Source organism: Enterobacter cloacae complex sp. IR53030, from assembly GCF_049238365.1.
Lineage (GTDB): Bacteria > Pseudomonadota > Gammaproteobacteria > Enterobacterales > Enterobacteriaceae > Enterobacter > Enterobacter kobei.
Genome location: NZ_JBMKHA010000013.1, coordinates 79511 through 105495, shown reverse-complemented (window position 1 = coordinate 105495; position 25985 = coordinate 79511). Strand labels below are relative to the sequence as shown.

Annotated in this window: 22 protein-coding genes and 3 pseudogenes; 10 read left to right on the top strand and 15 right to left on the bottom strand. The window is 53.1% G+C overall.

All coding sequences use genetic code 11. The features are described from left to right. Positions 1-44: 44 nt before the first annotated feature. Together ACOTXR_RS14620 and dcp are read right to left on the bottom strand one after the other, a co-directional pair. Entirely contained in the window at positions 45-2615 is a 2571-nt protein-coding gene (locus ACOTXR_RS14620) for a bifunctional diguanylate cyclase/phosphodiesterase (protein WP_058690940.1), read from the bottom strand. A gap of 296 nt (positions 2616-2911) precedes the next feature. Beyond that, positions 2912-4945, bottom strand: coding sequence for a peptidyl-dipeptidase Dcp (gene dcp / locus ACOTXR_RS14615; RefSeq protein ID WP_058690939.1), 2034 nt, complete (start codon positions 4943-4945; stop codon positions 2912-2914). A gap of 142 nt (positions 4946-5087) precedes the next feature. Between dcp and ydfG the strand changes: the two genes are divergently transcribed. Together ydfG and ACOTXR_RS14605 are read left to right on the top strand one after the other, a co-directional pair. After that, positions 5088-5834, top strand: a complete 747-nt coding sequence (gene ydfG, locus ACOTXR_RS14610) for a bifunctional NADP-dependent 3-hydroxy acid dehydrogenase/3-hydroxypropionate dehydrogenase YdfG (RefSeq protein ID WP_023330307.1) — start codon at positions 5088-5090, stop codon at positions 5832-5834. Positions 5835-5925: 91 nt separating this feature from the next. After that, on the top strand, positions 5926-6612 hold the full coding sequence (locus ACOTXR_RS14605; RefSeq protein ID WP_014883681.1) for a GntR family transcriptional regulator: 687 nt from the start codon (positions 5926-5928) through the stop codon (positions 6610-6612). A 34-nt stretch (positions 6613-6646) separates the two neighbouring features. On the opposite strand, the gene ACOTXR_RS14600 is transcribed toward ACOTXR_RS14605, so the two are convergent. After that, complete coding sequence (locus tag ACOTXR_RS14600) at positions 6647-7078, bottom strand: universal stress protein (RefSeq protein WP_014883680.1); 432 nt, start codon at positions 7076-7078, stop codon at positions 6647-6649. Positions 7079-7366: 288 nt separating this feature from the next. Between ACOTXR_RS14600 and ydfZ the strand changes: the two genes are divergently transcribed. After that, positions 7367-7570 (top strand): putative selenium delivery protein YdfZ, encoded by a 204-nt coding sequence (gene ydfZ / locus ACOTXR_RS14595; RefSeq protein WP_014883679.1) that lies wholly within the window; start codon positions 7367-7369, stop codon positions 7568-7570. A gap of 43 nt (positions 7571-7613) precedes the next feature. Here the strand turns inward: ydfZ and ACOTXR_RS14590 are convergent, their stop codons facing one another. The 4 genes from ACOTXR_RS14590 to rspA all read right to left on the bottom strand — a co-directional run bounded on the left by ACOTXR_RS14590 (position 7614) and on the right by rspA (position 12986). Beyond that, a complete protein-coding gene (locus ACOTXR_RS14590; RefSeq protein WP_058690938.1) occupies positions 7614-9077 on the bottom strand; it encodes a mannitol dehydrogenase family protein in 1464 nt (487 codons plus the stop codon). 219 nt (positions 9078-9296) lie between these two features. Next, positions 9297-10664 carry an MFS transporter gene (locus tag ACOTXR_RS14585; protein WP_014883677.1) on the bottom strand — a complete coding sequence of 456 codons (1368 nt, stop codon included), beginning with the start codon at positions 10662-10664 and terminating at the stop codon, positions 9297-9299. A 70-nt stretch (positions 10665-10734) separates the two neighbouring features. Next, entirely contained in the window at positions 10735-11757 is a 1023-nt protein-coding gene (locus tag ACOTXR_RS14580) for a Zn-dependent oxidoreductase (RefSeq protein ID WP_058690937.1), read from the bottom strand. 14 nt (positions 11758-11771) lie between these two features. Continuing rightward, positions 11772-12986, bottom strand: coding sequence for a starvation-sensing protein RspA (gene rspA, locus ACOTXR_RS14575; protein ID WP_014883675.1), 1215 nt, complete (start codon positions 12984-12986; stop codon positions 11772-11774). 295 nt (positions 12987-13281) lie between these two features. Here rspA and ACOTXR_RS14570 point away from each other — a divergent pair, with 295 nt between their 5' ends. Then, entirely contained in the window at positions 13282-13620 is a 339-nt protein-coding gene (locus ACOTXR_RS14570; RefSeq protein ID WP_008502414.1) for a DUF1283 family protein, read from the top strand. Next, entirely contained in the window at positions 13620-14180 is a 561-nt protein-coding gene (gene speG, locus ACOTXR_RS14565; protein ID WP_014883673.1) for a spermidine N1-acetyltransferase, read from the top strand. The genes ACOTXR_RS14570 and speG overlap by 1 nt, the downstream gene beginning before the upstream one ends. Positions 14181-14280: 100 nt before the next feature. Here the strand turns inward: speG and ACOTXR_RS14560 are convergent, their stop codons facing one another. Further along, the gene (locus ACOTXR_RS14560) at positions 14281-14991 is read right to left on the bottom strand and encodes a YnfC family lipoprotein (RefSeq protein ID WP_047028152.1); all 711 of its coding nucleotides are present in this window, start codon (positions 14989-14991) and stop codon (positions 14281-14283) included. A gap of 106 nt (positions 14992-15097) precedes the next feature. On the opposite strand from ACOTXR_RS14560, the gene ACOTXR_RS14555 reads away from it, so the two are divergent. Together ACOTXR_RS14555 and ACOTXR_RS14550 are read left to right on the top strand one after the other, a co-directional pair. Further along, positions 15098-15391 (top strand): DUF1161 domain-containing protein, encoded by a 294-nt coding sequence (locus tag ACOTXR_RS14555; protein WP_023330302.1) that lies wholly within the window; start codon positions 15098-15100, stop codon positions 15389-15391. Positions 15392-15522: 131 nt separating this feature from the next. Then, positions 15523-16947: pseudogene (locus tag ACOTXR_RS14550) on the top strand (molybdopterin-dependent oxidoreductase); the annotation flags it as partial. Between the two features lie 601 nt (positions 16948-17548). Here ACOTXR_RS14550 and ACOTXR_RS14545 read toward each other — a convergent pair. From ACOTXR_RS14545 to ACOTXR_RS14515, 7 genes are all read right to left on the bottom strand, one after another. After that, positions 17549-18535 carry a hypothetical protein gene (locus ACOTXR_RS14545; protein WP_078309553.1) on the bottom strand — a complete coding sequence of 329 codons (987 nt, stop codon included), beginning with the start codon at positions 18533-18535 and terminating at the stop codon, positions 17549-17551. A gap of 75 nt (positions 18536-18610) precedes the next feature. Then, positions 18611-19102 (bottom strand): hypothetical protein, encoded by a 492-nt coding sequence (locus ACOTXR_RS14540; protein ID WP_078309555.1) that lies wholly within the window; start codon positions 19100-19102, stop codon positions 18611-18613. Between the two features lie 128 nt (positions 19103-19230). Next, the gene (locus ACOTXR_RS14535; protein ID WP_078309557.1) at positions 19231-19455 is read right to left on the bottom strand and encodes a hypothetical protein; all 225 of its coding nucleotides are present in this window, start codon (positions 19453-19455) and stop codon (positions 19231-19233) included. A gap of 6 nt (positions 19456-19461) precedes the next feature. Further along, positions 19462-19962 (bottom strand): hypothetical protein, encoded by a 501-nt coding sequence (locus tag ACOTXR_RS14530; protein WP_000199921.1) that lies wholly within the window; start codon positions 19960-19962, stop codon positions 19462-19464. Next, a complete protein-coding gene (locus ACOTXR_RS14525; protein WP_001091024.1) occupies positions 19952-20467 on the bottom strand; it encodes a hypothetical protein in 516 nt (171 codons plus the stop codon). The genes ACOTXR_RS14530 and ACOTXR_RS14525 overlap by 11 nt, the downstream gene beginning before the upstream one ends. Before the next feature lie 432 nt (positions 20468-20899). Beyond that, on the bottom strand, positions 20900-21268 hold the full coding sequence (locus ACOTXR_RS14520; protein ID WP_000113586.1) for a hypothetical protein: 369 nt from the start codon (positions 21266-21268) through the stop codon (positions 20900-20902). Between the two features lie 494 nt (positions 21269-21762). Further along, on the bottom strand, positions 21763-23370 hold the full coding sequence (locus tag ACOTXR_RS14515) for a site-specific integrase (protein ID WP_170955165.1): 1608 nt from the start codon (positions 23368-23370) through the stop codon (positions 21763-21765). Positions 23371-23427: 57 nt separating this feature from the next. Here ACOTXR_RS14515 and ACOTXR_RS14510 point away from each other — a divergent pair. The 3 genes and pseudogenes from ACOTXR_RS14510 to ACOTXR_RS14500 form a co-directional block, all read left to right on the top strand. Then, positions 23428-24462 (top strand): annotated as a pseudogene (locus ACOTXR_RS14510) (molybdopterin dinucleotide binding domain-containing protein); the annotation flags it as partial. Between the two features lie 93 nt (positions 24463-24555). Further along, positions 24556-25170: a Tat proofreading chaperone DmsD gene (gene dmsD / locus ACOTXR_RS14505; RefSeq protein ID WP_047028150.1), complete on the top strand. Its 615-nt coding sequence runs from the start codon at positions 24556-24558 to the stop codon at positions 25168-25170. Between the two features lie 438 nt (positions 25171-25608). After that, a pseudogene (locus tag ACOTXR_RS14500) lies at positions 25609-25959 on the top strand (aspartate-semialdehyde dehydrogenase); the annotation flags it as partial. Positions 25960-25985: the final 26 nt, after the last annotated feature.

Below are 25985 nucleotides of genomic sequence, written 5' to 3'. Positions count from 1 at the left end.
GACACTTCCCTGTCCCAGGGGGCGCGGAAAATGCTAAAACGCGTTTATGTATTCACCACGCTGGCGTTTAAATTGAGATCGGCAATGGCGGCGGGTTTTCCAAGTAAATATCCCTGAACTTCATCACACTTATTTTTTTTAAGAAAAGCCAGCTGTTCGCTGGTCTCCACTCCTTCAGCGGTCACTTCCATGGAATAGGCTTTACCCAAATCGATTATCTTCTCGACTACCGATTGGTTCTGTGGCGAATCCGCTAAGGTAAAAATAAAGCTTTTATCGAGCTTTAGCCCATCAAACTGAAACTTTCGAAGATAGCTCAGAGAGGCATAGCCGGTACCGAAATCATCGATCAGAATCCGTACGCCCATTTTTTTGAGGGCTTTCATGGTGTGCAACGTTTTTTCTGGATCGGAAAGCGTGACATTTTCAGTCACTTCTATTTCCAGCCTGGTGGGTTCAAGTCCCGTTTCGTGAAGAATTTCTTTTACTCTTTCAGCCAGATCGCTCGCCTGGAATTCAATAGCCGAAATGTTGACTGATACCGATAACCCTGGCAATTGATCTTTGGCCTCCGTACACGCTTTACGAATGACCCAGTTGCTGAGGCTAATAATCAGCCCTGTTTCTTCAGCCAACGGGATAAACTGATCGGGCATCATGGTTCCTCGATCCGGGTGTTGCCACCGGACCAGCGCTTCGACGGCATCTGTTTTCGAATATCGGAGGTTATAACGCGGTTGATAAACCAGATAGAGTTGGTCTTCGCGAATGGCGGTCTTCAGCTCCAGTTCGAGTTTTCTGCGTTCGGTCAGCTTTTCCGACATATCCTGGCGATAATAGACCCATCGGTTTCTCCCAGATTGTTTTGCCTGGTAAAGCGCAATGTCAGCATAGCGCAGAAGATCGTTTGCGCTGTTGCCGTCTTGTGGCGCCAGTGCAATCCCCATGCTTACCCCTATTGTCACATCATTGCCATCAATGGTGAAAGGACGGTTGAGTTCTGACACGATGCGCTGGCACACCTCTTCAATCTGGTCTGTCTGGCTGGTGTTACCGAGGAGCAGCATAAATTCATCCCCGCCCTGCCGTGCAACAAAATCACCGCTCCGAATACAGCTTTTAAGACGTAAGGCGACTTCGCCAAGCAGAGCGTCGCCGGTGGAATGCCCAAAAATGTCATTGACGGGTTTGAACTTGTCCAGATCCAGGCAAATCATTGCAAAGGGATAATTATTGACGCCTTCATTCGCTAACCGGCCCGCCAGAAACTCCTTAATATGATACCGGTTTGGAAGCCCCGTTAATTCATCATGCCGTGACAGAAATTCCACACGTTTAGTTGCTTCCACTTCCAGAGAGACATCTGTTGCCGCGCCCCGTAAAACCACCGAACCATCAGGCTGAGAAGAAAATTTAGCCAGAAGCGTGCAGTAGGACGTGGATTGCTGATAGTTAATATAAGGGCAATTCTTAAATTCGAAGCGTCCAGTTAATTCCCGGTGGCGGACACGATCATGAAGTAAGTGACTTGTCGACGGAAAGAGCTCATCCAGCCTGCGGCCGATCCATTGACTATGTTCATATCCCGTTACCGTGGAGAAACGACCTGATAGCCATGTAATCTTTAACGATAAGTCAGTTTCCCAGAACCAGTCGCTGGTTGTTTCACTGACATCCCTGAATCGTTTTTCACTGGTGATAAGATTCAACCGTGCCTGCTCAAGGAGAAAGGCATTTTCGTCATGAATTCTCGCCTTGTGCATAATATGACGCATAAGGATCACCGTCATCGATATTGTCAGCAGTACGGAAAGAATGAGTAATGGCAGGAAATAAACGATCAGCGCCTGGCCAGGATTTTCACTGTCCCATAAAATATGCACATCACCATTTGGCGTGCTTATGGTCAATGACGTCTGATTATTCACTTCATTGGGTGAAATGCGAACATTTTTGATGGCGGCATCATGCCCAATCGCAAGGAGTTTTTTAGCCGTTAATTTGTCGACAAACACCATGACTGAAGGCCTGCCCGGTAACGGTTGCACACTCGAATCATCACCCGTTGTTATCCATTCAGCAGAAACAATGGCCGGTATGCCGTCGATAAGCGTTAGCATGGACACCGGCAACCCCTTTTTTTTGCTCAGTTCACTGAGTAAACGGTCTTTTGTGGATTGACCCAACCAACGCTCCAGATCTTCAGGTATCCGTTTCCCGGAAATCACGCTGTAGCGCGTGGCGCCTTCCGGAGAGAGAACAAACACCCCCTCATAGCCAAAGTTATCATACAGAGACTTGCCAAGATTCTGCTTATCCCATGCCCAGTGCATGTCAACATTCTGATGAAGATGTTTGTAGGCGTCCCCCCACTCGGCATAATCTTTCAAATGGCTACGGATGCTCTCCTGTCGGGTATCTAACGCTTTTCTTAGTAAGAAATCATCATGCGAATCGCTGATTTCATTAACATTATTTTTTATTATCAACAAAGAAATTATTGCCGCCGCAAAAATAGCGATCAGCAACGTTACAACATAGGTAAAGGTTTTATTTATCAGCCTCTTAGAATGCTCAGCATCCGTAAAGCCAGGAGTGGTCAGAGGTAGGGTCATCTTTCGCCTTCTTAACTGCTATAACGTCGATTTTTTGTTATCCTCATTTATCGGCATTTAAGGGCAAAAATTTAGAATTAAAAAAGACATTTGAAAGAATATTTTATTTCTTACAACCCAGATCAAATTATTAACAGTTCTCGAATGTAGCGCTTTGTCTCTATTAATAAAAAATCCTTTTATCGGCGCGTTCAATTTCACCGGTTATCTTTCAAAAGCATGCTAAAATATCGCTGATTAAAGGGTATAAAAAACCGGGCTTCACGCCCGGTTCTTTTTTTCAGCCCAAATGGACACTATTTACTTAACCCACGATTCTCCAGCATCGGTTCAATCCTCGGATCGTGCCCGCGCCAGCTCCGGTAAAGTTCAGCTAAATCAGTGCTGTTCCCGCGCGACAGAATCGCCTCGCGGAATTTCTGTCCGTTTTCACGCGTCAACCCGCCCTGCTCGACAAACCACTGATAGCCATCGTCTGCCAGCATTTGCGTCCACAGGTAGGCGTAATACCCCGCCGCATAGCCACCGCCGAAGATATGGGCAAAATAGCTGCTGCGATAACGCGGGGGTACCGCGGGCAGGTCCAGCCCCTCTTTTTTCAACGCAGCCGTTTCAAAGGCTTCAACGTCAGATACGGCTTCACTGATGGCGTGCCAGTTCATGTCCAGCAATGCCGCACCCAGCAGCTCCGTCATGTCATAACCCTTGTTGAAATGGGTCGCGTTGAGCATGCTTTCCCGCAGCGCGTCCGGCATCGGTTCACCGGTTTCGTAGTGACGGGCGTAGCGGGTAAATACCTGAGGATGGCTGGCCCAGTGTTCATTGATCTGCGACGGAAATTCAACGAAATCACGCGGCGTATTGGTACCGGACAGCGTGGCGAAGCGCTGGCTGGCAAACAGACCGTGCAGGGTATGCCCAAACTCGTGGAACAGGGTAATTACGTCGTCCCAGGAGAGTAACGCGGTGCCCCCGTTACCCGGTTTTGGGTAGTTACAGACATTGTAGATAACCGGGCGGGCAGAAAACTCAAAAGATTGTTCAACGAAATTGCCCATCCAGGCTCCGCCCTGCTTGGAATCGCGGGCAAAGAAGTCGCCGTAAAATAGCGCCATCCCTTCACCGGTATGGTCGAAAATTTCCCATACGCGAACGTCCGGATGATAAACCGGAATATCGAAGCGTTCCACGAAGCGGATACCGAACAGCTGGCTGGCCGCCCAGAAGACGCCGTCATGCAACACGGTATTGAGCGCAAAGTAGGGCCGGATCTGCGACTCATCAAGCGCATATTTCGCCTGGCGCACGCGCTCGGCATAAAAGGCCCAGTCCCAGGCCTGCACGGTGAAACCGCCCTGCTCGTCATCAATCACTTTCTGAATATCGGCCTGTTCGCGCTCCGCTCGGGCACGGGCGGCAGGCACAATGCCGCGCATAAAGGCCAGCGCGGCGTCGGGGGTTTTCGCCATCTGGTCGGCAATACTCCAGCTGGCGTAATCCTCAAAGCCGAGCAGGCGAGCCTGACGCGCACGGAGCGCCGTCAAACGCAGGATCAGCGCGCGGGTATCGTTTTCATCCCCTTTCTGGGTACGCGTCCAGCCTGCGTTGAACAGGTTTTCACGCGTCTGCCGATTGCGCAGCGCAGAGAGCGCAGGTTGTTGAGTCGTATTCAGCAGCGAGATCAGCCAGCGGTCGTTAAGCCCTTTTTCCGCGGCCGCCTGCGCGGCGGCGGCGATCTCTTCTGCACTGAGCCCCTCAAGCTGATGCGCATAATCCACCACCAGCCCACCCGCTTTATCGGCGGAAAGCAGACGCTGGTTAAACTGGCTGGTCAGGGAGGCTGCCTCGGTGTTCAGCGCCTTCAGCTCGGCTTTTTCTGTCTCATTCAGACGCGCACCGGCCAGAATAAACCGCTGGTACGTCTCCTCGACCAGCCGACGGGACTCGGCATCCAGCGCACCGCGATCTTGCCAGACGCTCTCAACGCGGGCGAAAAGTGTGTCATTCAGCCAGATGTCATTCGCCAGCGCGGCAAGTTCAGTGGAAAACTGCTCCTCTAACTCTTGCAGGTACGGATTGGTATGCGCAGAGGTCATGGCGAAAAAGACGCTGCTGACGCGCGAGAGCATAACGCCGCTTTTCTCCAGCGCCAGCACGGTATTATTGAAGTCTGGCGCGGCGGTTTGCGAGACAATCGCATCAATGTCCGCCCGCTTCTGACGCAGCGCTTCATCGAACGCCGGACGATAGTGACTGTCGTTAATCTGATCAAAATGGGGTGCCTGGTAAGGCAACAGACTGATTTCAAAAAAAGGATTCGTGGCCGTCATCTTTCACTCCTCAGAACGGATATCTTCCCAGAGTAGGCCAGGCCGCCATCACCTGCAATGCTGTCATACAAATGTTGCCTTAACGCACCCTCTGCGGCCGTGCTATGTTAGTACAACACAAAAAGCGTTGAGGAACAGTGAGATGATTATTTTAGTTACCGGGGCAACGGCGGGTTTTGGTGAATGCATCACGCGTCGCTTCGTCGCCAACGGGCACAAGGTGATTGCAACGGGCCGTCGTCAGGAGCGCCTGCAGGAGCTGAAAGATGAATTAGGTGACAGCATCCTGACCGCACAGCTGGACGTGCGCAATCGCGCAGCCATTGAAGAGATGATTGCTAACCTGCCTGCCGAGTGGCGCGCCATCGATCTGCTGGTCAACAACGCCGGACTGGCGCTGGGCATGGAGCCCGCGCACAAAGCCAGCGTTGAAGACTGGGAAAACATGATCGACACCAACAACAAAGGGCTGGTCTATATGACTCGCGCGGTGTTGCCGGGCATGGTTGAGCGTAATCGCGGTCACATTATCAATATTGGTTCTACCGCCGGGAGCTGGCCTTACGCGGGCGGCAACGTCTATGGTGCGACCAAAGCGTTTGTCCGTCAGTTCAGCCTGAACCTGCGCACCGATCTGCACGGCACCGCCATTCGCGTTACCGATATCGAGCCGGGTCTGGTGGGCGGCACTGAATTCTCCAACGTGCGCTTCAAGGGTGACGACGCGAAAGCGGATAAAACCTACGAAAATGCTAACGCGCTGACGCCGGAAGATGTCACTGAAGCGGTCTGGTGGGTGGCGACGCTGCCTAAGCACGTCAACATCAATACCGTGGAAATGATGCCAGTCACCCAGAGTTTTGCCGGACTTAGCGTCCATCGTGGCTAAATAAGCCCCACCCGGCCTGCGGGCCGGGTCTGTTTCGGGTCCGAAAAGAATGGTAGTATGTTCAGGCTAACTCTCTGAGAAATGACAACTCATGGCCGCTGAATCGCAACTCAATCCCACCCAGCCCGTAAACCAGCAAATCTATCGCATTTTGCGACGTGATATTGTCCATTGCCTGATTCCGCCGGGAACGCCGCTTTCTGAAAAAGAGGTCTCGGTGCGTTTTGACGTCTCCCGTCAGCCGGTGCGTGAAGCGTTCATTAAGCTTGCTGAAAACGGCCTGATTCAGATCCGCCCGCAGCGCGGCAGCTACGTAAACAAAATTTCACTTTCTCAGGTGCGTAACGGCTGTTTCGTTCGCCAGGCCATTGAATGCGCGGTCGCCCGCCGGGCGGCAACGCTTATCAATGATAACCAGTGTTACCTGCTGGAGCAGAACCTGCATCAGCAGCGTATAGCGATCGACCGTAAGCAGCTCAACGATTTCTTCCAGCTCGATGATGAATTCCACCAGAAACTGGCACAAATAGCGGATTGTCAGTTGGCCTGGGATACCATTGAGAACATTAAGGCCACCATCGACCGCGTGCGTTATATGAGCCTCGATCACGTCTCCCCGCCGGAAATGTTGCTCAGACAGCATCACGATATTTTCAGCGCGCTGGAAAAACGCGACCCGGACGGCGTGGAAAAAGCGATGACGCTGCATTTGCAGGAAATCAGCGAATCCGTGCAGCTTATTCGTCAGGAAAACAGCGAGTGGTTTAGCGAGGAGTAATATTCGCCGCACCCTGTTGGGCGCGGCGTTGGGTTTAGCGAACGACTAACACCGGAATCGTGGCGTAGCGCAGAATGGATTCCGCATTCGATCCCAGCAGATGGGTGGTGATGCTCGGGTTTTTCGACCCGATGACAATCGCATCGTATTTCCCCTCCTTGCTCAGCTTGATAATTTCATCGCGAACGTTGCCAAAACGAACCATGCTGTGAATATTCTCTGGGGCAATATCAAACAGTCTTTTTAATTCGTTCATTTTCTTCGCGGATTCCGCGGTCATATACTCTTCAAACTTTTTGATATCGGCATTGAATCCGCGCAGGAGAGACCGACTGCTTGCAGGCAGAATGTTGACCAGGGTAATTGATGCCCCCTCTGCCTTTGCAAGGCTTGCCGCGTGGCGAACCGCTTTGTCGCTCAAATCCATTTCAAACACATCTACAGGCATCAAAATGTTCTTATACATAAGCCTGACTCCTTATTCCGATGAAAGAGTTATTTCCTGTACCCAGAATGGCAGCAGAAATATAAACCAACCCTAAACGCTTCCATGTTGAAACTATCAATAAATGAAAATAACGGTCTGCTTTGTAAATTGCTGTCGCGAACCGTCAGCACCTCATGTCATTAAGAAAAAAGTGTGACTTTGATCAAAAACAAAAACATCACTTGCAGACAGGCGTATTTATATGCCCCGTGAACGGTGAAACCTGAAATACCGCCGTAACGGATAAGTTAGAGAGGAGAAAATACCATGATGACATATGACCGTAACCGCAATGCAATTACCACTGGCAGCCGCGTGATGATTAGCGGTACAGGCAAAACTGGCGTGATTAAAGCGATCCACAGCGACGGGCTGGATGCCGCGCAGGTGCGCCGCAGCAAAACGGTGGAAGTGGAAGGATGCGAAGGTAAGTTCGAGCCGATTGAGCTGATTCGTCTGGGTATGCACTAAGTTGTGCGCTGACATGCCGCCGCGCACGGCGGCATGTACTGAATTACCGTTGAGACGCGTACTGCGCCACGGTAGCTTTCGCGCCCTTTTGCACCAAAGACCGGTACGCGGTCATCACCGCATCAACAAAGACCGTCTCACGCGGTAATTCTTTGCCAAAGATAGACTCAATGCCGAGCAGCGCACGCACGCGGCTTTCCCCTTCAGCACTTCCCTTCACTGCCGCCTGAATCACCGCCAGTTGCGGATCGCTCACCTCGATGGCATTACCCTGCTCATCCACTCCGCCGACATACCGCATCCAGCCCGCCACGCCCAGCGCCAGCAGGGGGAAAGGTTTCTGATGCACCAGATGCCAGCGCACGGAATCTAACATGCGTTGCGGGAGCTTCTGGCTACCGTCCATCGCGATTTGCCATGTGCGATGACGCAGAGCCGGGTTGCTGTAGCGGGCAATCAGCAGATCGGCGTAATGTCCTAAATCGACGCCTTTCACCTTCAGGGTCGGCGCCTGCTCGTGGAGCATCAGCGCGTGAGCCGCAACGCGGTAATTCTCATCTTCCATGCAGTCGTTGATATGCTGATAACCGGCCAGATACCCCAGGTAAGCCAGGAAGGAGTGGCTGCCGTTAAGCATGCGCAGCTTCATCTCTTCAAACGGAATGACGTCTGATACCAGCTCGGCCCCGGCTTTTTCCCACGCAGGACGCCCCGCCACAAAGTTGTCTTCGATCACCCACTGGCGGAAGGGTTCACAGGCCACGCCCGCCGGATCACGCACGCCAGTGAGCTGTTCGATTTTATCCAGCGTATCAGGCGTGACCGCAGGTACGATGCGATCCACCATGGTTGACGGGAACGTGACGTTAGCCTCGATCCAGTCCGCCAGCTCGCCGTCTACCGCCCGGGCATAGGAGCAGGTTACGTTGCGCATCACATGACCGTTTTCCGGCATGTTGTCGCAGGACATCACGCTAAAGGCCGGTAACCCCGCCGCTTTGCGACGCGCCAGCGCTTCCACCACCACACCCGGCGCGGACGTCGGCTGATGCGGGTTTTGCAGGTCGGCGGCGATGAATGGATGATCGAGCATCAGTTGCCCGGTTGCGGGAGAGTGACAGTAGCCCTTCTCGGTAATGGTCAGTGAAACAATCGCCACCTGCGGTTCGCACATCGCTGCCAGTACGGTCTCCAGCCCGTCAACCTGCGCATGCAGGGCCTTTTTGACCACGCCCACCACGCGGGATGTCCACGCATCGGCGGACATCTCCGCTACGGTATAGAGGTTATCCTGCGCCTTCAGGTCGGCAATCTGCTGCTCGCCGCCAATCAGGTTGACCTCACAGTAGCCCCAGTCGTTGCCATAATCAGACGCGAGGATGTCGGCATACACCGCCTGATGCGCGCGGTGAAAGGCGCCAAATCCTAAATGAACAATGCGTGCTTTAAGGCTGTCGCGATTGTACTGAGGCAGCGTCGCTTTGGCCTGTAATAACGTGTTTTCCATGATTAAGACTCGTTAATTAGAAAGCTGTGGATCGCTGCCGCTTGTTATAAAGCGGCAGCGTCTGCTGACTACACCAACTAGAATGGCAGTTGGGGTAAAAAATCTCTGCCATCCACCATACTGATACTGCCATTTGAGATTTTGATTTATATTAACTTTTGTTCAGGTGGTGTGACACAAAGACAAAGTTGTGTGACAAGTCACGCAGGCTGTGTACCATTACCGCCGTGACGATACCGTGCCGTAGGCCACAGGCTCTTTTGGCGTGGCCTCCGCAGCATCTTCCGCTGCGCTCAAATCACGATCCCGCACTTCGGGCATCAGGCAGGCCGAGACCAGACCAATCACAGAGTAAGCCACCAGCATGGCCACAATCGGCCACCAGGAACCGGTCATGTTACAGAAGATCCCCGCCAGCACCGGACCAAACCCCACTGCCACCAGACCGCCCGCCTCTTTGGAGATAGCCATCCGGGTAAAGCGATTTCGCGAGCCAAACATCTCCGCCATGGTGATATTTTCCAGCGCAAACAGCCCCAGTACCGCGAAATTATGGATAACGATGATGGAGAGCATAATGGTTCCCGGCGCATAGCTTTTATCGACGATGATCGACAGCATCGGGTACGCCAGAATAATGGCGGAAATATTAAGGATAATGTACGGCAGACGGCGTCCCACTTTATCGGACAGCCAGCCCAGCAGCGGGATAGAGATAAACCCAAGAATGGAGCTTATCATCAGCGCGTCGGTGGGAATGGCTTTATCGAACAGCAACGTCTGGACCAGATAACCGGCCAGAAACGTCTGAATCAGACCCGAATTGCCCGCCTGACCGAAACGCAGACCGGTCGCCAGCCAGAAAGATTTACTTTTCACCATGGCACCTAACGATGTGTCCGGCTGCGCGGTTTGAGCATCGTTCACTTTCTCAAAGACCGGGCTTTCCTTGAGGTTCATACGCAGCCAGATGGCAAAGATCATCACCACGACGCTGGCGAGGAACGGCACGCGCCAGCCCCAGGCGAGCAGCTGTTCGCGGTCGAGGGCAAAGAACATAACGGCCCAGATAGCGGTCGCGCTCAGCGTCCCGCAGTTAGTCCCCATCGCCACCAGCGAGGAGATGATGCCGCGTTTACCTTTCGGTGCATACTCCGCCAGCATGGTCCCGGCCCCGGAGATCTCTGCCCCTGCCCCGAGTCCCTGAATGATGCGCAGCGTCACCAGCAGTACGGGCGCGAAAATCCCGATCTGTGCATAGGTGGGCAGCACGCCAATCAGCGTGGTGCAGATCCCCATCATGGTGATGGTGATAAACAGTACCTTTTTACGGCCAATGCTGTCGCCCATGCGACCAAAAATAAAGGCGCCGACGATACGTGCGATATAGCCTGCACCGTAGGTTCCCATCGCCAGGATCAGTGCCATCGCAGCGGACTGTTCCGGGAAGAAGATTTCATGAAATACCAGGGCGGCCCCCAGCGAGTAGAGCTGGAAATCCATGAACTCCAGCGCGGTGCCCAGCCAGCCTGAAACGGCGGCTTTCACCAGATCGGAGGTGGTTCTTTGAGGTTGTGCTTGCGTCATAATGGCTATCTCTGAAAGGTAAGATGCGTACCACATAGAGCCCGTCTTCGCGGGCTCTTCACCGCGTGAATTATTCCGGGTTGAACGTGAGCAGGACCTTGCAGCACTGCCTCTGGTCTTTCTCAAACAGTTCAATGGCGTCTGTTACATGGTGATAGTCAAAGGTATGGGTGATCAGTTTTTCCGGGTCGATCAGTCCTTTTGTCAGCCAGTCGATGACGACCGGGAATTTATTGGCGTTCAGGCGCGAGCAGAAAATCGCCAGCTCTTTGCCGGTGATGCCCTGCTGAACAATCTGGCTCGGTTCGCTGGAGAAGCCCATCAGCACGATGCGCGCCGCCGGCGAGGCCAGGGTTATCGCTTCCTGTAAAATGGACGGATGACAGGCGGCATCAATGATTAACGTCGGTTTGATGCCTTTTTCGTCCAGCGCGGCCTGCAACGACTGCTCGCCGTTATTAAAGACCCAGTCCGCGCCGCTGCGCTGGGCCATTGCCAGGCGTTCGTCTATGCGGTCAACCACAATCACCTGTTTCACCTTATAGACGCCCTTCAGCGCCTGCACGGTGACCAGCCCCATCGGGCCTGCGCCGTAGATCAGCGCCACGTCCTGTTCACCAGGGTTGGCCTGCCCCGTCACGTTGGCGGCAATGGTAAATGGCTCAACCATGACGGCGTGTTTATCCGGGATCGCATCCGGGATGCGCCAGGCATTTTTTGCGGGTACCGTTGCATATTCGCTGAAACCGCCGTCGCGGTGAACGCCCAGCACCACCAGCGAGGTGCAGACGTTTGGTTTTCCGACGGAGCACGGGTAGCAGTGTCCGCAGCTGATCACCGGGTCAACCGACACGCGTTCTCCTGACCGGGACGGATCCACGCCCTCGCCAACGGCATCGATCACGCCAAAAAACTCGTGGCCAATCACGCGCGGATACTTCGCAAACGGGTTATGGCCGCGGTAGATGTGGCTATCCGAACCGCAGATCCCGGCGAGTGTGATTTTGACGCGCACTTCGCCTGCGCCTGGCTGCGGGCGTGGACGCGCTTCAATGACCAGCTGGTTCGGCTGTTGAATGACTATGCTTTTCATCGTTCGCTCCTCGTTTACCAGTTCCACAGCGTACCGTCTTCAAGACGTGCCACCGGCAGGTACGCCGGATCGTACGGATATTTCGCCGCCAGCTTCTCGTCAAACTCAATGCCCAGCCCTGGCTTGTCACCCGGGTGCATATAGCCGTTATCAAAGCGCCAGCTGTGCGGGAAGACGTCGAGCATTTGTTCGGAATAGCCCATATATTCCTGCACGCCAAAGTTCGGTACCCACAGGTCAAAATGCAGCGCGGCGGCATGACACACCGGCGACAGATCCGACGGGCCGTGCGAACCGGTACGCACCTGGTAGAGCGACGCAAAGTCAGCGATGCGACGCATGCCGGTGATGCCGCCCGCATGCGTGATTGTGGTGCGGATATAGTCGATAAGCTGCTCTTCGATAAGCTGCTTGCAGTCCCAGATGCTGTTAAACACCTCGCCCACCGCAATGGGCGTGACGGTGTGCTGGCGAATAAGACGGAAGCAGGCCTGGTTTTCGGCAGGCGTGGGATCTTCCATCCAGAACATGCGGAAGTCTTCGATGCTCTTACCGAAGCGCGCCGCCTCAATGGGCGTCAGACGGTGGTGCATATCGTGCAGGAGGTGTTCATTGAAGCCAAATTTACTGCGCACCGCGTCGAACAGTTTGGGTGTGAAATCGAGGTATTTCTCGGTCGACCAGAGCTGCTCTTCCGGCCAGTCGCCTTTGGTGGCAGGCTCGTAGGCCAGCCCTTTTCCTTTCGACATGCCGTAGGTAGTTTTCATACCCGGCACACCGCACTGCACGCGGATCGCCTTGAAGCCCATCTCTTTATGACGCGCGTAATCTTCCAGCACGTCGTCAATGGTGTGACCGGTCGTGTGGCAGTAGACCATGACGCCTTCACGGGAGGCGCCGCCCAGCAGCTGGTAGAGCGGCATATTGGCCGCTTTGGCTTTGATGTCCCACAGCGCCATATCCACGGCGGAGATGGCCGACATAGTGACCGGTCCGCGACGCCAGTAGGCGCCTTTATAGAAGAATTGCCAGATATCTTCGATACGGTGCGCATCGCGGCCAATTAACTGCGGGCAGAGGTGATCCTTCAGGTACGAAGCGACGGAAAGCTCGCGTCCGTTCAGCGTAGCGTCACCGAGGCCGACAATCCCGTCATCGGTGGTGATTTTAAGGGTGACAAAGTTCCGCCCCGGGCAGGTAACAAACACGTCAGCCGCGACAATCTTCATAATTCCTTTCCTTACATCGTTCGTTGTGATGTCGGAAATTTACTCAATTGCAATACTACCATACAAGTATAATGATCATAAAATCAGCTGGCGATCACAAAACCGGACACCTGACACCGCCCTTATAAACCCTTTTTTGTACCTTTTTCATTTCAGGTGAGGATTTATTTAAACATGAGACCCGATGATGGCGTTAACTTTCCATACCTGCGCTGCGGGTATGCCGTCTTTTCTCTTTGGTGTAGAATCTGTAAGGGGTTACTTGATTATCTGCACCCATTTAAAAGGAAACGCTATGACAACATTAAGCAAACGCCTTTGTCTGACAGCCCTGCTGGCGCTGTCATCGTTCGCTTTTGCCGCCTCTGCGACAGCCGAAACCAGCAAACTCATTATTGAGTCTGGTGACAGCGCGCAAAGCCGCCAGAACGCCGCCATGGACAAAGAACAATGGAATGACACCCGTAGCCTTCGTCAGAAGGTCAACAAACGTGCTGAAAAAGAGTGGGATAAAGAAGATGTCGCTTTTGACGCACGCGATAAGTGTCAGCAAAGTGCAAACGTCAATGCCTACTGGGAGCCTAACACCCTGCGCTGCCTGGACCGCCGCACTGGCCGTACGGTAGCCCCATAATGTCGGCTTCGTGTGACGTTAAGCTCCGTCCGCTGGAGCGTGAAGACCTGCGCTTTGTCCATCAGCTCGACAACAACGCCAGCGTGATGCGCTACTGGTTCGAAGAGCCTTACGAGGCCTTTGTCGAGCTGTCGGATCTGTACGACAAACACATTCACGATCAGAGCGAACGTCGTTTTGTGGTGGAGTGTGGCGGCGAAAAAGCCGGGCTGGTGGAGCTGGTTGAAATCAACCACGTTCACCGTCGGGCAGAGTTCCAGATCATCATTTCGCCTGAGCACCAGGGGAAAGGCCTGGCCTCACGCGCGGCGAAGCTGGCGATGGATTACGGATTCAACGTTCTGAATCTCTACAAGCTGTACCTGATTGTGGACAAAGAGAACGAGAAAGCGATTCATATCTACCGCAAGCTGGGCTTTATGGTGGAAGGCGAGCTGATTCACGAGTTCTTTATCAACGGTGAATACCGCAATACCATCCGCATGTGCATCTTCCAGCATCAGCACCTGGCCGGGCATAAACCCTCAGGCGCCAGCCTGCTGAAACCAACCGCGCAGTGAGTTTGATGACAACCCCTGTCATCAACAATTGCGCCGTCTTTCTTGCCGGGTGGCGCTGCGCTTACCCGGCCTACATTGTGGAATAATATCAATACATTGCTCAGTAGTATTCAATCGTGTTTTTGATGGTGTACTTGCGCTCAACGGCGGGCTTGACGCTGTCATCGGTGATGATCAGATCGCAGCTCACAGGATTGTTGTGTCGATCGTAGTCGCAGCTCTGCTTCACGTTACCCAGCGGCTTGTCGTTTAACAAACTCACTGCCGAGTAATCCATCCTTTTGCGTACGTCTTTAGACGGTGTCGACTGGACAGACAGATGCTGATCCCCGGAGACGGTGGTTTTGCCCAACGGGTAACCATCGGCATCATAGCGGTATTTCACTTCCATCTCTTTGCCGTGCGCCGCCACCACGAAACCGTTATCGTCGGTATCCCACGTCACCCCGGCTGACGGCAGTTCGGCCAGCTGGCATTTCCCCTGCAGCTTCACTTTGCGCTGCTGGGTTTCGGCATCAATGTAGTAATTCGCATCCAGCACCAGCGCCACGCCGGTGTTGGCCTCCAGGTCGTGCAGTTCCAGCGTATCGAAACACCCTTCTGTCGACACGGTGCCCGTCACCCGTTTAGACACTTCGCCCTTCTCGTTGAACAGCGTCTGGGTAAAGTCTTTAACCGGGCCGCGCAGGGGGTCAAAATCAAATTCGTTCGAGAAACTCGCCATCTCCGGCGTAAACGACAGTGGTGCGGAGTTGTTGTCACACCCCGCGAGAGTGGCTGCCAGGAGCGTTATCGCTGCATATTTCTTCACATTGATTACCGTACAGAGAGATTATTCCCAATCATATTAGCAAATACAGTTGTTTACACGAAGCCTGCTAAAATTAATGTCTACACACAGAGTAAAGGAGCGACAGATGAAACGGTTACCCTGGATTACCGCCCTGCTGTTAATGAGTGCTTCAACGGCCGCCCTGGCGGCACCCGATTCCTGCGAGCGCGTGAAAAGCGATATTCAGCAGAAGATCATCAACAACGGCGTGCCGGAGTCAGGATTCACGCTGAACATTGTGCCGAACGATCAGGCCGATCAGCCGGACGCACAGGTGGTAGGCCATTGTGCCAACGACACCTTTAAAATTCTGTACACCCGCACAGGGAGCGGAGCGGCGTCCGCCAGTCAGGATAATGCGCCAACTGAACCGCAGTAATTTCCCCTCAATCCCCTTTGATTTGATAAGGATTAATATTTACTACCCCTAAATCAGTAACACTCACCCCACCATTAGCCCGGTTATCATTTCGGGAAAAATAATACGCAATTACATTGGTGGGGTGAGCCATGTCCGATATCGAACATCACGGCGGGATTAGCCGTCGAACACTCGTGAAATCTACGGCGATAGGATCGCTGGCGTTCGCCGCCGGTAGCGTCTCAATGCCTTTTGGCGTGAAACGCGTTGCCGCCGCAGTGCAAAGCGCCACGAAACCTGCTGACGATAAAGTCGTCTGGGGCGCCTGCTCGGTTAACTGTGGCAGCCGCTGCGCATTGCGTCTGCACGTCCGCGACGATGAGGTGTACTGGGTCGAAACGGATAACACCGGCGAGGATATCTACGGCAATCACCAGGTTCGCGCCTGCCTGCGCGGACGTTCTATTCGCCGTCGCATCAACCACCCTGACCGTCTGAACTACCCGATGAAGCGCGTGGGCAAGCGCGGTGAAGGCAAGTTCGAGCGTATCAGTTGGGATGAAGCGCTCAACACCATCACCGCCAGCCTGAAAGACGTGGTCGCCAGATACGGCAATGAAGCGGTGTACATCAACTACTCCTCCGGGATTGTCGGCGGCAATATCACCCGCTCCTCCCCTTACGCGTCGCTGGTGGCGCGCCTGATGAACTGCTACGGCGGTTTCCTGAGTCACTACGGCACCTACAGCACGGCGCAAATCGCCTGCGCAATGCCTTACACCTACGGCAGCAATGACGGTAACAGCACCTCGGATATCGAAAACACCAAACTGGTGGTGATGTTCGGCAACAACCCGGCGGAAACGCGCATGAGCGGGGGCGGGATTACCTATTATCTTGAGCAGGCTCGCGAGCGGTCCAACGCGCGTATGATTGTCATCGATCCGCGCTATACCGACACGGCAGCCGGACGTGAAGATGAATGGATCCCAATTCGTCCAGGGACCGATGCCGCGCTGGTGGCCGGTCTGGCATGGGTAATGATTAACGAAAATCTGGTCGACCAGCCTTTCCTCGACAAGTACTGCGTCGGCTACGACGAAAAAACGCTGCCGGAAGGCGCGCCGGCTAACGCGCACTACAAAGCGTATATTCTCGGCCAGTGCGATGACGGAACGGCGAAAACCCCGGAGTGGGCCTCGCGCATTACGGGCATACCGGCCGATCGCATCGTTAAGCTTGCCCGGGAAATCGGTTCTGCGAAGCCAGCCTATATCTGCCAGGGCTGGGGTCCACAGCGTCAGGCGAACGGCGAATTGACGTCCCGCGCCATCGCGATGCTGCCGATCCTGACCGGCAACGTAGGGATCAACGGCGGTAACAGCGGCGCGCGTGAGTCGACGTACACCATCACCATCGAACGGATGCCGCTGCCGGAAAACCCGGTCAAAACGCAGATCTCCTGCTTTAGCTGGACGGACGCCATCGCCCGCGGACCGGAAATGACTGCCCTGCGCGACGGGGTGCGCGGTAAAGATAAGCTGGATGTGCCGATTAAGTTCATCTGGAACTTCAAGGACTTGAAGCGGACCCTTAGTAGGCCTGAGGTCCTGCATTGAGTCAAGGACTTTGTGTCAGGCTTTGTGTCAGGCTTTGTGTCAGCCTTGTGTCATTAGACGGGATGTCTAGACGGCTGGTCAGGACCCCGGTGGCCTCTTTGTCAGGACTCAGGGTGGCACCGGGGAACATTGGTGTCTTAATTGTATTGAATGAGGTCTCTAACTTTTGGTCCAAAACTCATCGTACCCTGACTGTAAGCACGACCACCAGCACCAGCTTCAGCAGGAAGACGACAAGATAGACTTTATGCAGGTCCATGCGCCATCCTGTTATGTTATATTATTACATTAAACAAGGTCCAGACCGAAGTCCAGACCATAGTTATTAATTACATTGATAATCCACCACCTGAAGTCCTGCCAACATTCAGCCCAGCCTTACCCATGCTAGGAGTCTTAACCGGGGTGTCGCTCTGTGTCTCCACCACTGGTGACGCATCAGGCTCTACAGGAAGCTCCACAGCAGGCGCAGGGACCGGAGGTGATACGGATGTACCACCACCAGCAGAGAAGCCCTTAGCGATGGACCGGAGGCCCTTACTGACGCTCTTACCCATTATTCAGCCTTGGTGAACTTCAGGCGTTTGACTACAGGCAGGACTGCGGTTGCAGCGCCAGTGTCCAGCTTAACTGTCGTAGCAGCTTCAGCGACAACGAACACCTTACCGAGGATTTCCAGAGAGTGAGACTGGGTGTCACCATCACGAGACAGGACGACCGTAATATTTTCACCGTCGTGACGGAAGCAGCCGAAGCTCAGGGCCGTGAAGCGTTTAGCCAGCATGAATACGCCTTTGTCTTCACCGTTGTAATACGCGATGTCGGTACCCAGCATATCCACGATAGCGTCTTCACCAGAGAAGCCCTGTTTAGCAGCCAGACGGGACAGCGCTTTCAGTTGGGACTCATGGGCGATGATGCCGTAATCAGACACTTCAGAGCCGAAAGAGGACTCGGTGTTCTCAAACAGAGCGTCCATGATAGCGTCTGCCTTAGTGGTCAGGCTTCCAGTCAGGACTGGCAGCTCTACGGTCTTCAGCAGCTTGGAGGACTCCAGAACGTCAACCATGCGAGCGTTGATGGTACGGACCACATTCTCACAGATGTTCATAGCGTCCTGCTGGAGTGTGCCATGAGTGAAACCAGTGGAGGACTTGGCGTCCCACAGTTTAGTTTGCTCCGAGATGAGGATTGCCTGTTCGATAGGTTCGACGACAATCTCCTGACCAGACGGAACGGTCACGACTTCAGGTCGCTCACCACCGCGTACAGGGACGACCACAGAGCGGTCAGACAGAGTGTGGGCGATGATTGGGGTAGGCAGGCTATTGCGGGTAGGCAGGACTTCTACAGGGAACGGAATGTTATCCTGAGCGTCTTTAAGTACACCGTTCAGCATAGCCTTAACCGTCTTAGCTAACTGGAGGGCATAGACCTGTGGGTCAGCGTTAGTTGGCAGACCTCCGTTAACCTGAATGTTGTCGGTGTCGGTGATACGTACTGGCTCAATGCCGAACTGGAAAGCGTCTTTAGTCATAGTCATAATAATCAATCTCCTAAATTAGTTTGGATACTGTGGGTCCCGACATCGGGTCAGGACCACTTGTGTGTCTGTGTCTTAGAGGCTGTCCATCCAGTTACCGCCTGACTCAATGTCAGCGACAATAGCGGCACGGGAGCGACCAGCGGAATGGGTAGCACTGCGGAGGTTCTCACCATAGGTCCGGCGCTCAGCTTTGACCTGTTCGCGGCGCTGTAGCTCTTTCTGCCACTCTGCATCGGTCATGTTCTCTTCACGCATACGCTCAGCCTGAATGCGCTGCTCTTTAGCGATACGCTCAGCCTCGGCTCGCTTGTTCTGCTGGCGACGTTGGTAGGCGGTCATCAGGTCATTACTGAAGAAGTTACCAATGGTCACGCCAGCTTCAGCCAGAGCTTCCAGTAACTCCATCGCCTCGCGGCTGGTGGACGGTAAGCCTGACAGGTAGCCCGGAATCAGGGTCTTGATAGCGAAGGACAGTGGGTAGGACTGACCGTCCAGACTCACAGTATTCTCGTAGAGATTGATGTCGGTGACTGACAGTTTCCAGTCGTTGTTGTTGAATAACATAAGGTGGTACTCCTATTGAGAAGGTGAGAATTATCGGTATCGCAGACACAGTTATGCCTACGGGTCTCCCCGCATCGGTCATTCTCAAAAGGTGTTTAAATTAGGTTCATCCGGAGATTTCCGGAAGGTTAAGACTCCAGTTCACTAGCTGCGCTAGACTTCGCAAAGGCTCGACGTAACTGATTATTCAAATCACGGTCGACCAGCATTGCTATCAGCTCGTCACGGCTGTAGTAAGGACGCTCAGGGTCTTCGACTCCAAGTCTCAGCAGAGACAGCAGATGACGTGTGGGCAGGCCACGGTAACGAAGGGTCGCTTTGCCGATAGGTGTACGAGGGTCAATCATAGCCATGATTACTTACCTCCACTCACAGCGACCAGCGGTCACAGCTTGATAGTCTGAATACTCAGCCTGTGAGACTTCACGTCCGGCGATGTAGAGGCCTGTGCCATGACGCTGGATGAATTCCTTGGTCTCCGGCTTGATGTCCTCAGCAGACGCTACAGCAGACTGCACGGTGGCGCTGGAGGTCATAGACACGAAGGCTCGGGTTACTGCCAGTCCGTACCCAAGGTCCAACCACCGACCGAACTCTATAGCGGCTACTGGGTCAGCCAGCCACGAGGTCCCTAAGTGACCCATGTTAATCTTTTTAACAAACCCGTTTTCTGGGTTGGTTAGACTTCTACCAGCCTTGGTCCTCATGAAGCGAGCAACCTCGGTACTACGGTTATCTTCTACCTTACCAATCTGAATGCCTACCCGGCGTATCTCATCCAGTCGAAACAATCCGTCCTGACTGGTGATGTCCTGACCGAAGATATGAATGGTGTATTCCTGCTTATTGTCAGAAGTCATAAGAGGCACCTCCCGCCAGAGCTTCGGCAAAGGACTTGAAGCGCTGTTCTTGGTCAGCTTTCGCCTGAAGGCGTTCGGCATCAGGTGGGACCAGCTTATCAAAGGTGCCGTTTTCGTAATCTTCAGTTAGGACCTGAAGGCGGCGGGACCATTTGCTCTCCACCTGCATCATCGCGTTAGAGATGTGCTTCAAGTCGGCATCAGAGCGTGACGCTATCCAATCCATCTCTTCTGAGTCACCCTCACAGGTGTAAGGATTGTTGAAATAGAAGATGTCCTGTAGGCCACGCTTCAGCTCTTCCTCGGTGTGTGTCTGGAGGTATGACTGGATAGGCTCCGCGTACATCTCCCGGATTTTCTCATAGTCCCAGTCTTCCGCTTGGGCATACCATCGGGATAACTTCAGCAGGTCTAAGTTATAGCGACAGCAATCGACACTGGACTCTGCATTGGTCAGCAGGATGATTAAGAACTGGCGGTTAGTTACAGGTAATTCGGTATTCATACAAAGATGCTCCTTTGGTAAAGCACTTTCTGTCTCCACATGGAGTCCGCACCATTCAGACGCATCCTAAACGGACCCCCATCAGAAAGTGCTTAACGAAAGTGAATGGTTAAATGTTGACGGTCTGGAGTGACCGGGTGTCTCCATATGTATAAAGGCGGGACCGCATGTCAGGACGAGTTGTAAGGACTTCCAGATGGTGAGCGGTGATAAACTTAAGCCAATGAGTAGTGAGTAGACGAGCTACTAACAGACGACTAAAGAACGCTAACGAGCTGGAGGTCGATACAGGAGGTCTGACAGAGGCGGTCACGGGCCTTGATTACTTAGGAGAGATACTTAATGTCGGTTGACCAGATGCTCGCATGTTCTGACGCATCAGACTCAGAGGCGGAAGCAGGTCTCCCTATAGTGATAGTTTAGGGTCCGTAATCATGAACCAGCTTTACTGGCGTGGTACTGGACGGATTTACTGGCGCTGACGACGGCAGCATAGACGTAGCGAGCGTAGCGAGTTGAAACCATAGGTTCACCCAAGGCAACACGCTTACGGCTCAGGGACTCCTGCACAGCGCTTACAGTTAATGTGTCGTGCGTTAGTAGTTGGGTCAGAATCAAGTATGGGCTGACAGGCTTGGTATTGCTTGCCATTGATTCGCTCAGGCGACCAGCACCAGTAAGGACATCATCCAGCCAGCCACTCAAGTCACCCTGACCATCGAATGACAGCAGGTCCCCGCAGTGCTGCTGCAAGTAGGCTTTGGTGAACGTGTTGTCGTGAGTTGCGATTGGTCGTGCCATAGAGTATCTCCTGTCGTTGAATTAGTTGGTTCCCCTATAGTGATAATCAAGTCCACCACTGGTGATACATACAGTAGCGCGACAGGATGTGACTCACAGGCTGGACTGGATGTCAAGGATTAAGGCGACCCTAGGAATTAAGGAAGTAAATATAAAGAGGGAGGACCGGATGTGACTCACAGGTTGGACCGAATGTCAAGGACCAAAGACGCCTCAGGAATTAAGGAAGTATATATAAAGAGAGACCAGAGGCGACTCACAGTCAAACAGGAATGTCAAGAGGAGACCATAGGAATTTGGAGGGACCTGAGTTAGGGAACCAGTTTAAATAAGACAACAGACAGACTTAAAGTCGGACAGCCGAAGGCGAACCGGTGGACCTATAGTCAGGAGGGATTATGATTATTATCACCCTCCCTAACTTCAGTCAGACTTCAGTGACCCAAGGTCTCAACCATCAAGCCGTATATGGTCTACACCTTGGGTCTTCCTACTTAAAGTAAAGCTGTCTTCAGCACCTCAGCCAGCCTACCAACAGCGTGTCCTTTCCCGTACAGGTCATACGTAATGGACTGACTGCTGTGACCTAAGATGCCCTGAGCGTCCACCAGATTAACTCCACGCTCTTTCATTCGTGTAGCCAGCCAATGCCTCAGACTGTGGAGAGAGACATCCGTAGCGTCTCCCAGAGCTTCAGTCATGACCCTTGAGTTAAACCAGCTTGAGTATGCGCTTGGAGTCATCCCGAAGAGAGGACCCTCGTCAGGCTGCATGTCTACCCATTCGAGGAAGGACTTCAGGTCAAGACCACAGGCCCCATCGGTCAACGGCACAAGTCGGACTGAATGCTTGTTCTTCACAGACTTACCTTCCCCATCTTCATTGATGTCGATACAGACCAGCCCATTGTCCAAGGTTACAATGTCACGTTTAGTCAGGTGGCAGACCTCAGCAGACCTAGCTCCAGTGACCACAGATACCAGAGACGCCCATCTACGGGCCTCAGAGGTCGTGTGAGCCGTGTGTCGTGTGAACTGATACTCAGACTCAACACGGACCAGAAGTCTCTCCAGCTCCTCGTCAGTGAATGCTCTACGCTTGGAGTCTACATCCTTAGTTAACTTCATGCGCTCAATCGGGTTGCGGCCCTCAAGTTGCCCATTCATCAGGCCATAGTCCAGACACATCTTCGCCTTAGTCAGCAGCTTGTTAATCGTCGACGGTCTCACCTCAGAAGCCAGCATAGCGTCCCTGACAGCCAGCCACTCAGAGCGAGACATCAGGTCCATGTCTTCAGGCAGGAACCGGGAGACAGTATTTAGTGAGGACGAGAGGTCCTTGTAGCTGGAGGACTTCAGGGTCTGGACCTTCTCAGCCAGCAGCGAGGACACTAGCTCAGAAAAACTACAGATAGCTGGTTGGTCAGCGATAGTGACCTCAGGTTGGCGCTCCTGTGTGAAAACTACTGGTCTATCCCCCTGCTCATTCTTCAGAATTGACGTAGAGTCGCCTATAGTTGAGTAATCAGTATGGTTATTATCATCAATCAGCTTAATCAGACCAGAGGTATCACCAGTGTCTACCCTCTGCTGTGCTGCGGTCAGGACTTCAAGCGCTAACCTTATGCCCTTCTGCTGGTCCAGACTTAAGGCTTGCGTAGCGGCTAGCTCCCTCAGGTTGGACTTCTCGTCGACCAGAGTAGCGACCTCAAGTCCATTCCAGTAATCGTCACTAGCGTCTGTCAGGAACTGCTCAGCCATAGACCGGAGATGCTCTGTAAGCTCCTGTAGTGAGACTTCAGGCCTATCCAACATGAAGGCCTTAGCTGTGGCTGCGAGCTCTCTCTGACGCATTGTGGCTACTCTCCTGTCTGTGCTTCGGGTCGATACTGAAAGAAACGGGATGGTCTGTCCCTTGAGTCTGAAGCGGATAGTATATCGACCATTGGCTCTACGGACTAACTGAGGCTTAGCTACGCTGAGTAGATTGATTTGTGTCAGCCTTGTGTCAGGGCTTGAGGTGTAGACTTGCTGATACAGATAGGGAGACCCAGAGGAAAAACTGGATGGATATACAGTGTTATCATGATTAATGTCAGTCATATCAGGACCTTAAGTAGCGTTGAGTCAACTACTTCAAGTCCGTCCATCCGTCTGACAGTGGAGTCCATCTGGAACTACGCGGGTAATACCATCATCAACCAGCACTCCGATATCAATAAAACCCACGATATCCTGCAGGATGAAAGCAAGTGCGAAATGATTGTCGTCATCGATAATTTCATGACGTCGTCAGCGAAGTATGCCGATATCGTGTTGCCGGATTTAATGACCGTCGAGCAGGAAGATATTATTCCTAACGATTACGCCGGGAACATGGGCTACCTGATTTTCCTCCAGCCCGTCACCGCACCGAAGTTTGAACGCAAACCCATCTACTGGATCATGAGTGAAGTGGCGAAACGTCTTGGGCCGGATATCCATCAGAAATTCACCGAAGGACGGACGCAAGCGCAATGGCTGCAGTATCTGTATGCCAAAATGCTCGAAAAAGACCCTCAACTTCCGTCCTATGATGAGCTGAAGAAAATGGGCATTTATAAGCGCAAAGATCCGAACGGACACTTTGTGGCGTATAAAAAGTTCCGCGAAAACCCGGAAGCCAATCCGCTGAAAACGCCATCGGGTAAGATTGAAATTTACTCAAGTAAGCTGGCTGAAATTGCAGCGACCTGGGAACTGGCAAAAGACGAAACCATCAGCCCTCTTCCCGTCTATGCCTCAACATTTGACGGTTGGGATGCCCCCGCGCGCGCGCAGTATCCTCTGCAGCTGTTTGGCTTCCATTTCAAAGCCCGTACCCACTCTAGCTACGGTAACGTTGACGTGCTGAAAGCGGCCTGCCGCCAGGAGGTCTGGCTTAATCCTCTCGATGCCGAAAAACGCGGCATTAAGAACGGCGATACGGTGCGCGTGTTTAACGATCGCGGTGAGGTGAGAATTGAAGCGAAAGTCACGCCTCGCATCATGCCCGGCGTGAGTGCCATGGGCCAGGGCGCCTGGCATGACGCCAATATGAATGGCGATCGTATCGACCACGGCTCCTGCATCAACACCCTGACGACCCATCGCCCGTCTCCGCTGGCCAAGGGCAACCCGCAGCACACCAACCTGGTACAGATTGAGAAGGTATAAGGGGTGAAACGGATGGCCGTGGTTTATTCTATGGTGTGTATTACTGATTAACACAGTCGCGCGGGCGTGCCCCGCGCAAGCAAGGAAGGTTTAATGAAAGACGTCTTACAGCGTGAATCGTTCGCGTTCAGCGCCCGGGTGCTGGGCGCGCTGTTTTATTTCGCTCCTGACAGCGAGCAGACTGCGCCCCTGGTACAGGCCCTTATCGCTGGCAAATGGGTTCAGGACTGGCCCCTGTCTCCGGAAACGCTGCAGCCCGTTGCCGATACCTTTGCCACGTCTTCCGATGAGCCGCTGACGGACGCCTGGCAACGGTTGTTTATTGGCCCTTATGCCCTGCCCGCGCCGCCGTGGGGTTCCGTCTGGCTGGATCGCGAATCCGTGCTGTTTGGTGACTCAACCCTTGCGCTGCGCCAGTGGATGCGTGAAAACGGCATCGCTTTTGAGATGCAGCAGAACGAACCGGAAGATCATTTCGGTACCCTGCTGCTGCTGGCGGCGTGGCTGATTGAGAATGGCCGCGATTCGGAGTGCGACCAGCTCCTGGCGTGGCACCTGCTGCCGTGGAGTACCCGCTTCCTGTCGGTATTTGTCGACAATGCGGGTCATCCGTTTTACACCGCGCTGGGCAGGCTTGCGCAGCTGACGCTGGCGGACTGGCGATCCGCGCTGGTTATCCCTGTTGCGGAAAAGACGCTGTATCGCTAAGGGATGTGATGAGGTGTTGAGATTGTCCGCTTGCGGTCTTGCTTGTGCCGGAAGCGGATTTTTAAAAAAAGATAACAGATAAACCTCTTCATCCAGGCAGGCGAATTCCTCATTTTTATTTCCTCAACCTTAACCATTCAGAGCCCTTCTTAGCCCTTAATGAAAGCGACGTAATATGTGTGGCTCGTATGTCCGCAATTGCTCTAAATGCTTAACGATCATTACTTATTTATGACGCGCCAGCCCATGATTATTTATTTAATACCCGATGAATGTGAATTTTTTGTCTGGTTTAGCTATAAAAATCACTGATGCCATATGAAACATTTTAATAATGATTAAATCTGATGCCATACGTAATGACCTTCAACTTTAGATGCGATATAACGTCCCCCGAACACAAGTTAACAATATCATAACATTACAAAGGTTAAGCAAATGAAGCAGGTTGGCATCGTCGGTTGGCGAGGAATGGTAGGTTCTGTTTTGTTACAGCGAATGGTCGAAGAGAACGACTTCGACGGTATTTCTGTGCATTTTTACAGTACTTCAAGTGCAGGTGCCGCCGGTCCTGTCATTGGTGGCGTCGGCTATACGCTAAAAGATGCTAATTCAATCAATGCCCTGTCCGAAATGGATATCATTATAACCTGTCAGGGCGGTGATTATACTAAAGCAATATATCCTGATTTGATTGATCATGGCTGGAAAGGCTACTGGATTGATGCGGCCTCAGCGTTACGGATGGATGAGAAAGCCTGTATTATTCTCGACCCCGTCAATCGTTCTAAGGAGGGTGCGAATAAGTACCCTCC

Coding starts and splice junctions, on each gene's coding strand:
- ACOTXR_RS14570 (WP_008502414.1), top strand. CDS start 13,282: ATGACAACATTAAGCAAACGCCTTTGTCTGACAGCCCTGCTGGCGCTG.
- ACOTXR_RS14555 (WP_023330302.1), top strand. CDS start 15,098: ATGAAACGGTTACCCTGGATTACCGCCCTGCTGTTAATGAGTGCTTCA.
- dcp (WP_058690939.1), bottom strand. CDS start 4,945: ATGACGGCCACGAATCCTTTTTTTGAAATCAGTCTGTTGCCTTACCAG.
- ACOTXR_RS14530 (WP_000199921.1), bottom strand. CDS start 19,962: ATGACTTCTGACAATAAGCAGGAATACACCATTCATATCTTCGGTCAG.
- speG (WP_014883673.1), top strand. CDS start 13,620: ATGTCGGCTTCGTGTGACGTTAAGCTCCGTCCGCTGGAGCGTGAAGAC.
- ACOTXR_RS14590 (WP_058690938.1), bottom strand. CDS start 9,077: ATGGAAAACACGTTATTACAGGCCAAAGCGACGCTGCCTCAGTACAAT.
- ACOTXR_RS14535 (WP_078309557.1), bottom strand. CDS start 19,455: ATGGCTATGATTGACCCTCGTACACCTATCGGCAAAGCGACCCTTCGT.
- ACOTXR_RS14515 (WP_170955165.1), bottom strand. CDS start 23,370: ATGACTGACATTAATCATGATAACACTGTATATCCATCCAGTTTTTCC.
- ACOTXR_RS14520 (WP_000113586.1), bottom strand. CDS start 21,268: ATGGCACGACCAATCGCAACTCACGACAACACGTTCACCAAAGCCTAC.
- ACOTXR_RS14580 (WP_058690937.1), bottom strand. CDS start 11,757: ATGAAAAGCATAGTCATTCAACAGCCGAACCAGCTGGTCATTGAAGCG.
- ACOTXR_RS14585 (WP_014883677.1), bottom strand. CDS start 10,664: ATGACGCAAGCACAACCTCAAAGAACCACCTCCGATCTGGTGAAAGCC.
- ACOTXR_RS14545 (WP_078309553.1), bottom strand. CDS start 18,535: ATGACTATGACTAAAGACGCTTTCCAGTTCGGCATTGAGCCAGTACGT.
- ACOTXR_RS14525 (WP_001091024.1), bottom strand. CDS start 20,467: ATGAATACCGAATTACCTGTAACTAACCGCCAGTTCTTAATCATCCTG.
- ACOTXR_RS14540 (WP_078309555.1), bottom strand. CDS start 19,102: ATGTTATTCAACAACAACGACTGGAAACTGTCAGTCACCGACATCAAT.
- ACOTXR_RS14620 (WP_058690940.1), bottom strand. CDS start 2,615: ATGACCCTACCTCTGACCACTCCTGGCTTTACGGATGCTGAGCATTCT.
- ydfG (WP_023330307.1), top strand. CDS start 5,088: ATGATTATTTTAGTTACCGGGGCAACGGCGGGTTTTGGTGAATGCATC.
- ACOTXR_RS14605 (WP_014883681.1), top strand. CDS start 5,926: ATGGCCGCTGAATCGCAACTCAATCCCACCCAGCCCGTAAACCAGCAA.
- dmsD (WP_047028150.1), top strand. CDS start 24,556: ATGAAAGACGTCTTACAGCGTGAATCGTTCGCGTTCAGCGCCCGGGTG.
- ACOTXR_RS14600 (WP_014883680.1), bottom strand. CDS start 7,078: ATGTATAAGAACATTTTGATGCCTGTAGATGTGTTTGAAATGGATTTG.
- rspA (WP_014883675.1), bottom strand. CDS start 12,986: ATGAAGATTGTCGCGGCTGACGTGTTTGTTACCTGCCCGGGGCGGAAC.
- ydfZ (WP_014883679.1), top strand. CDS start 7,367: ATGATGACATATGACCGTAACCGCAATGCAATTACCACTGGCAGCCGC.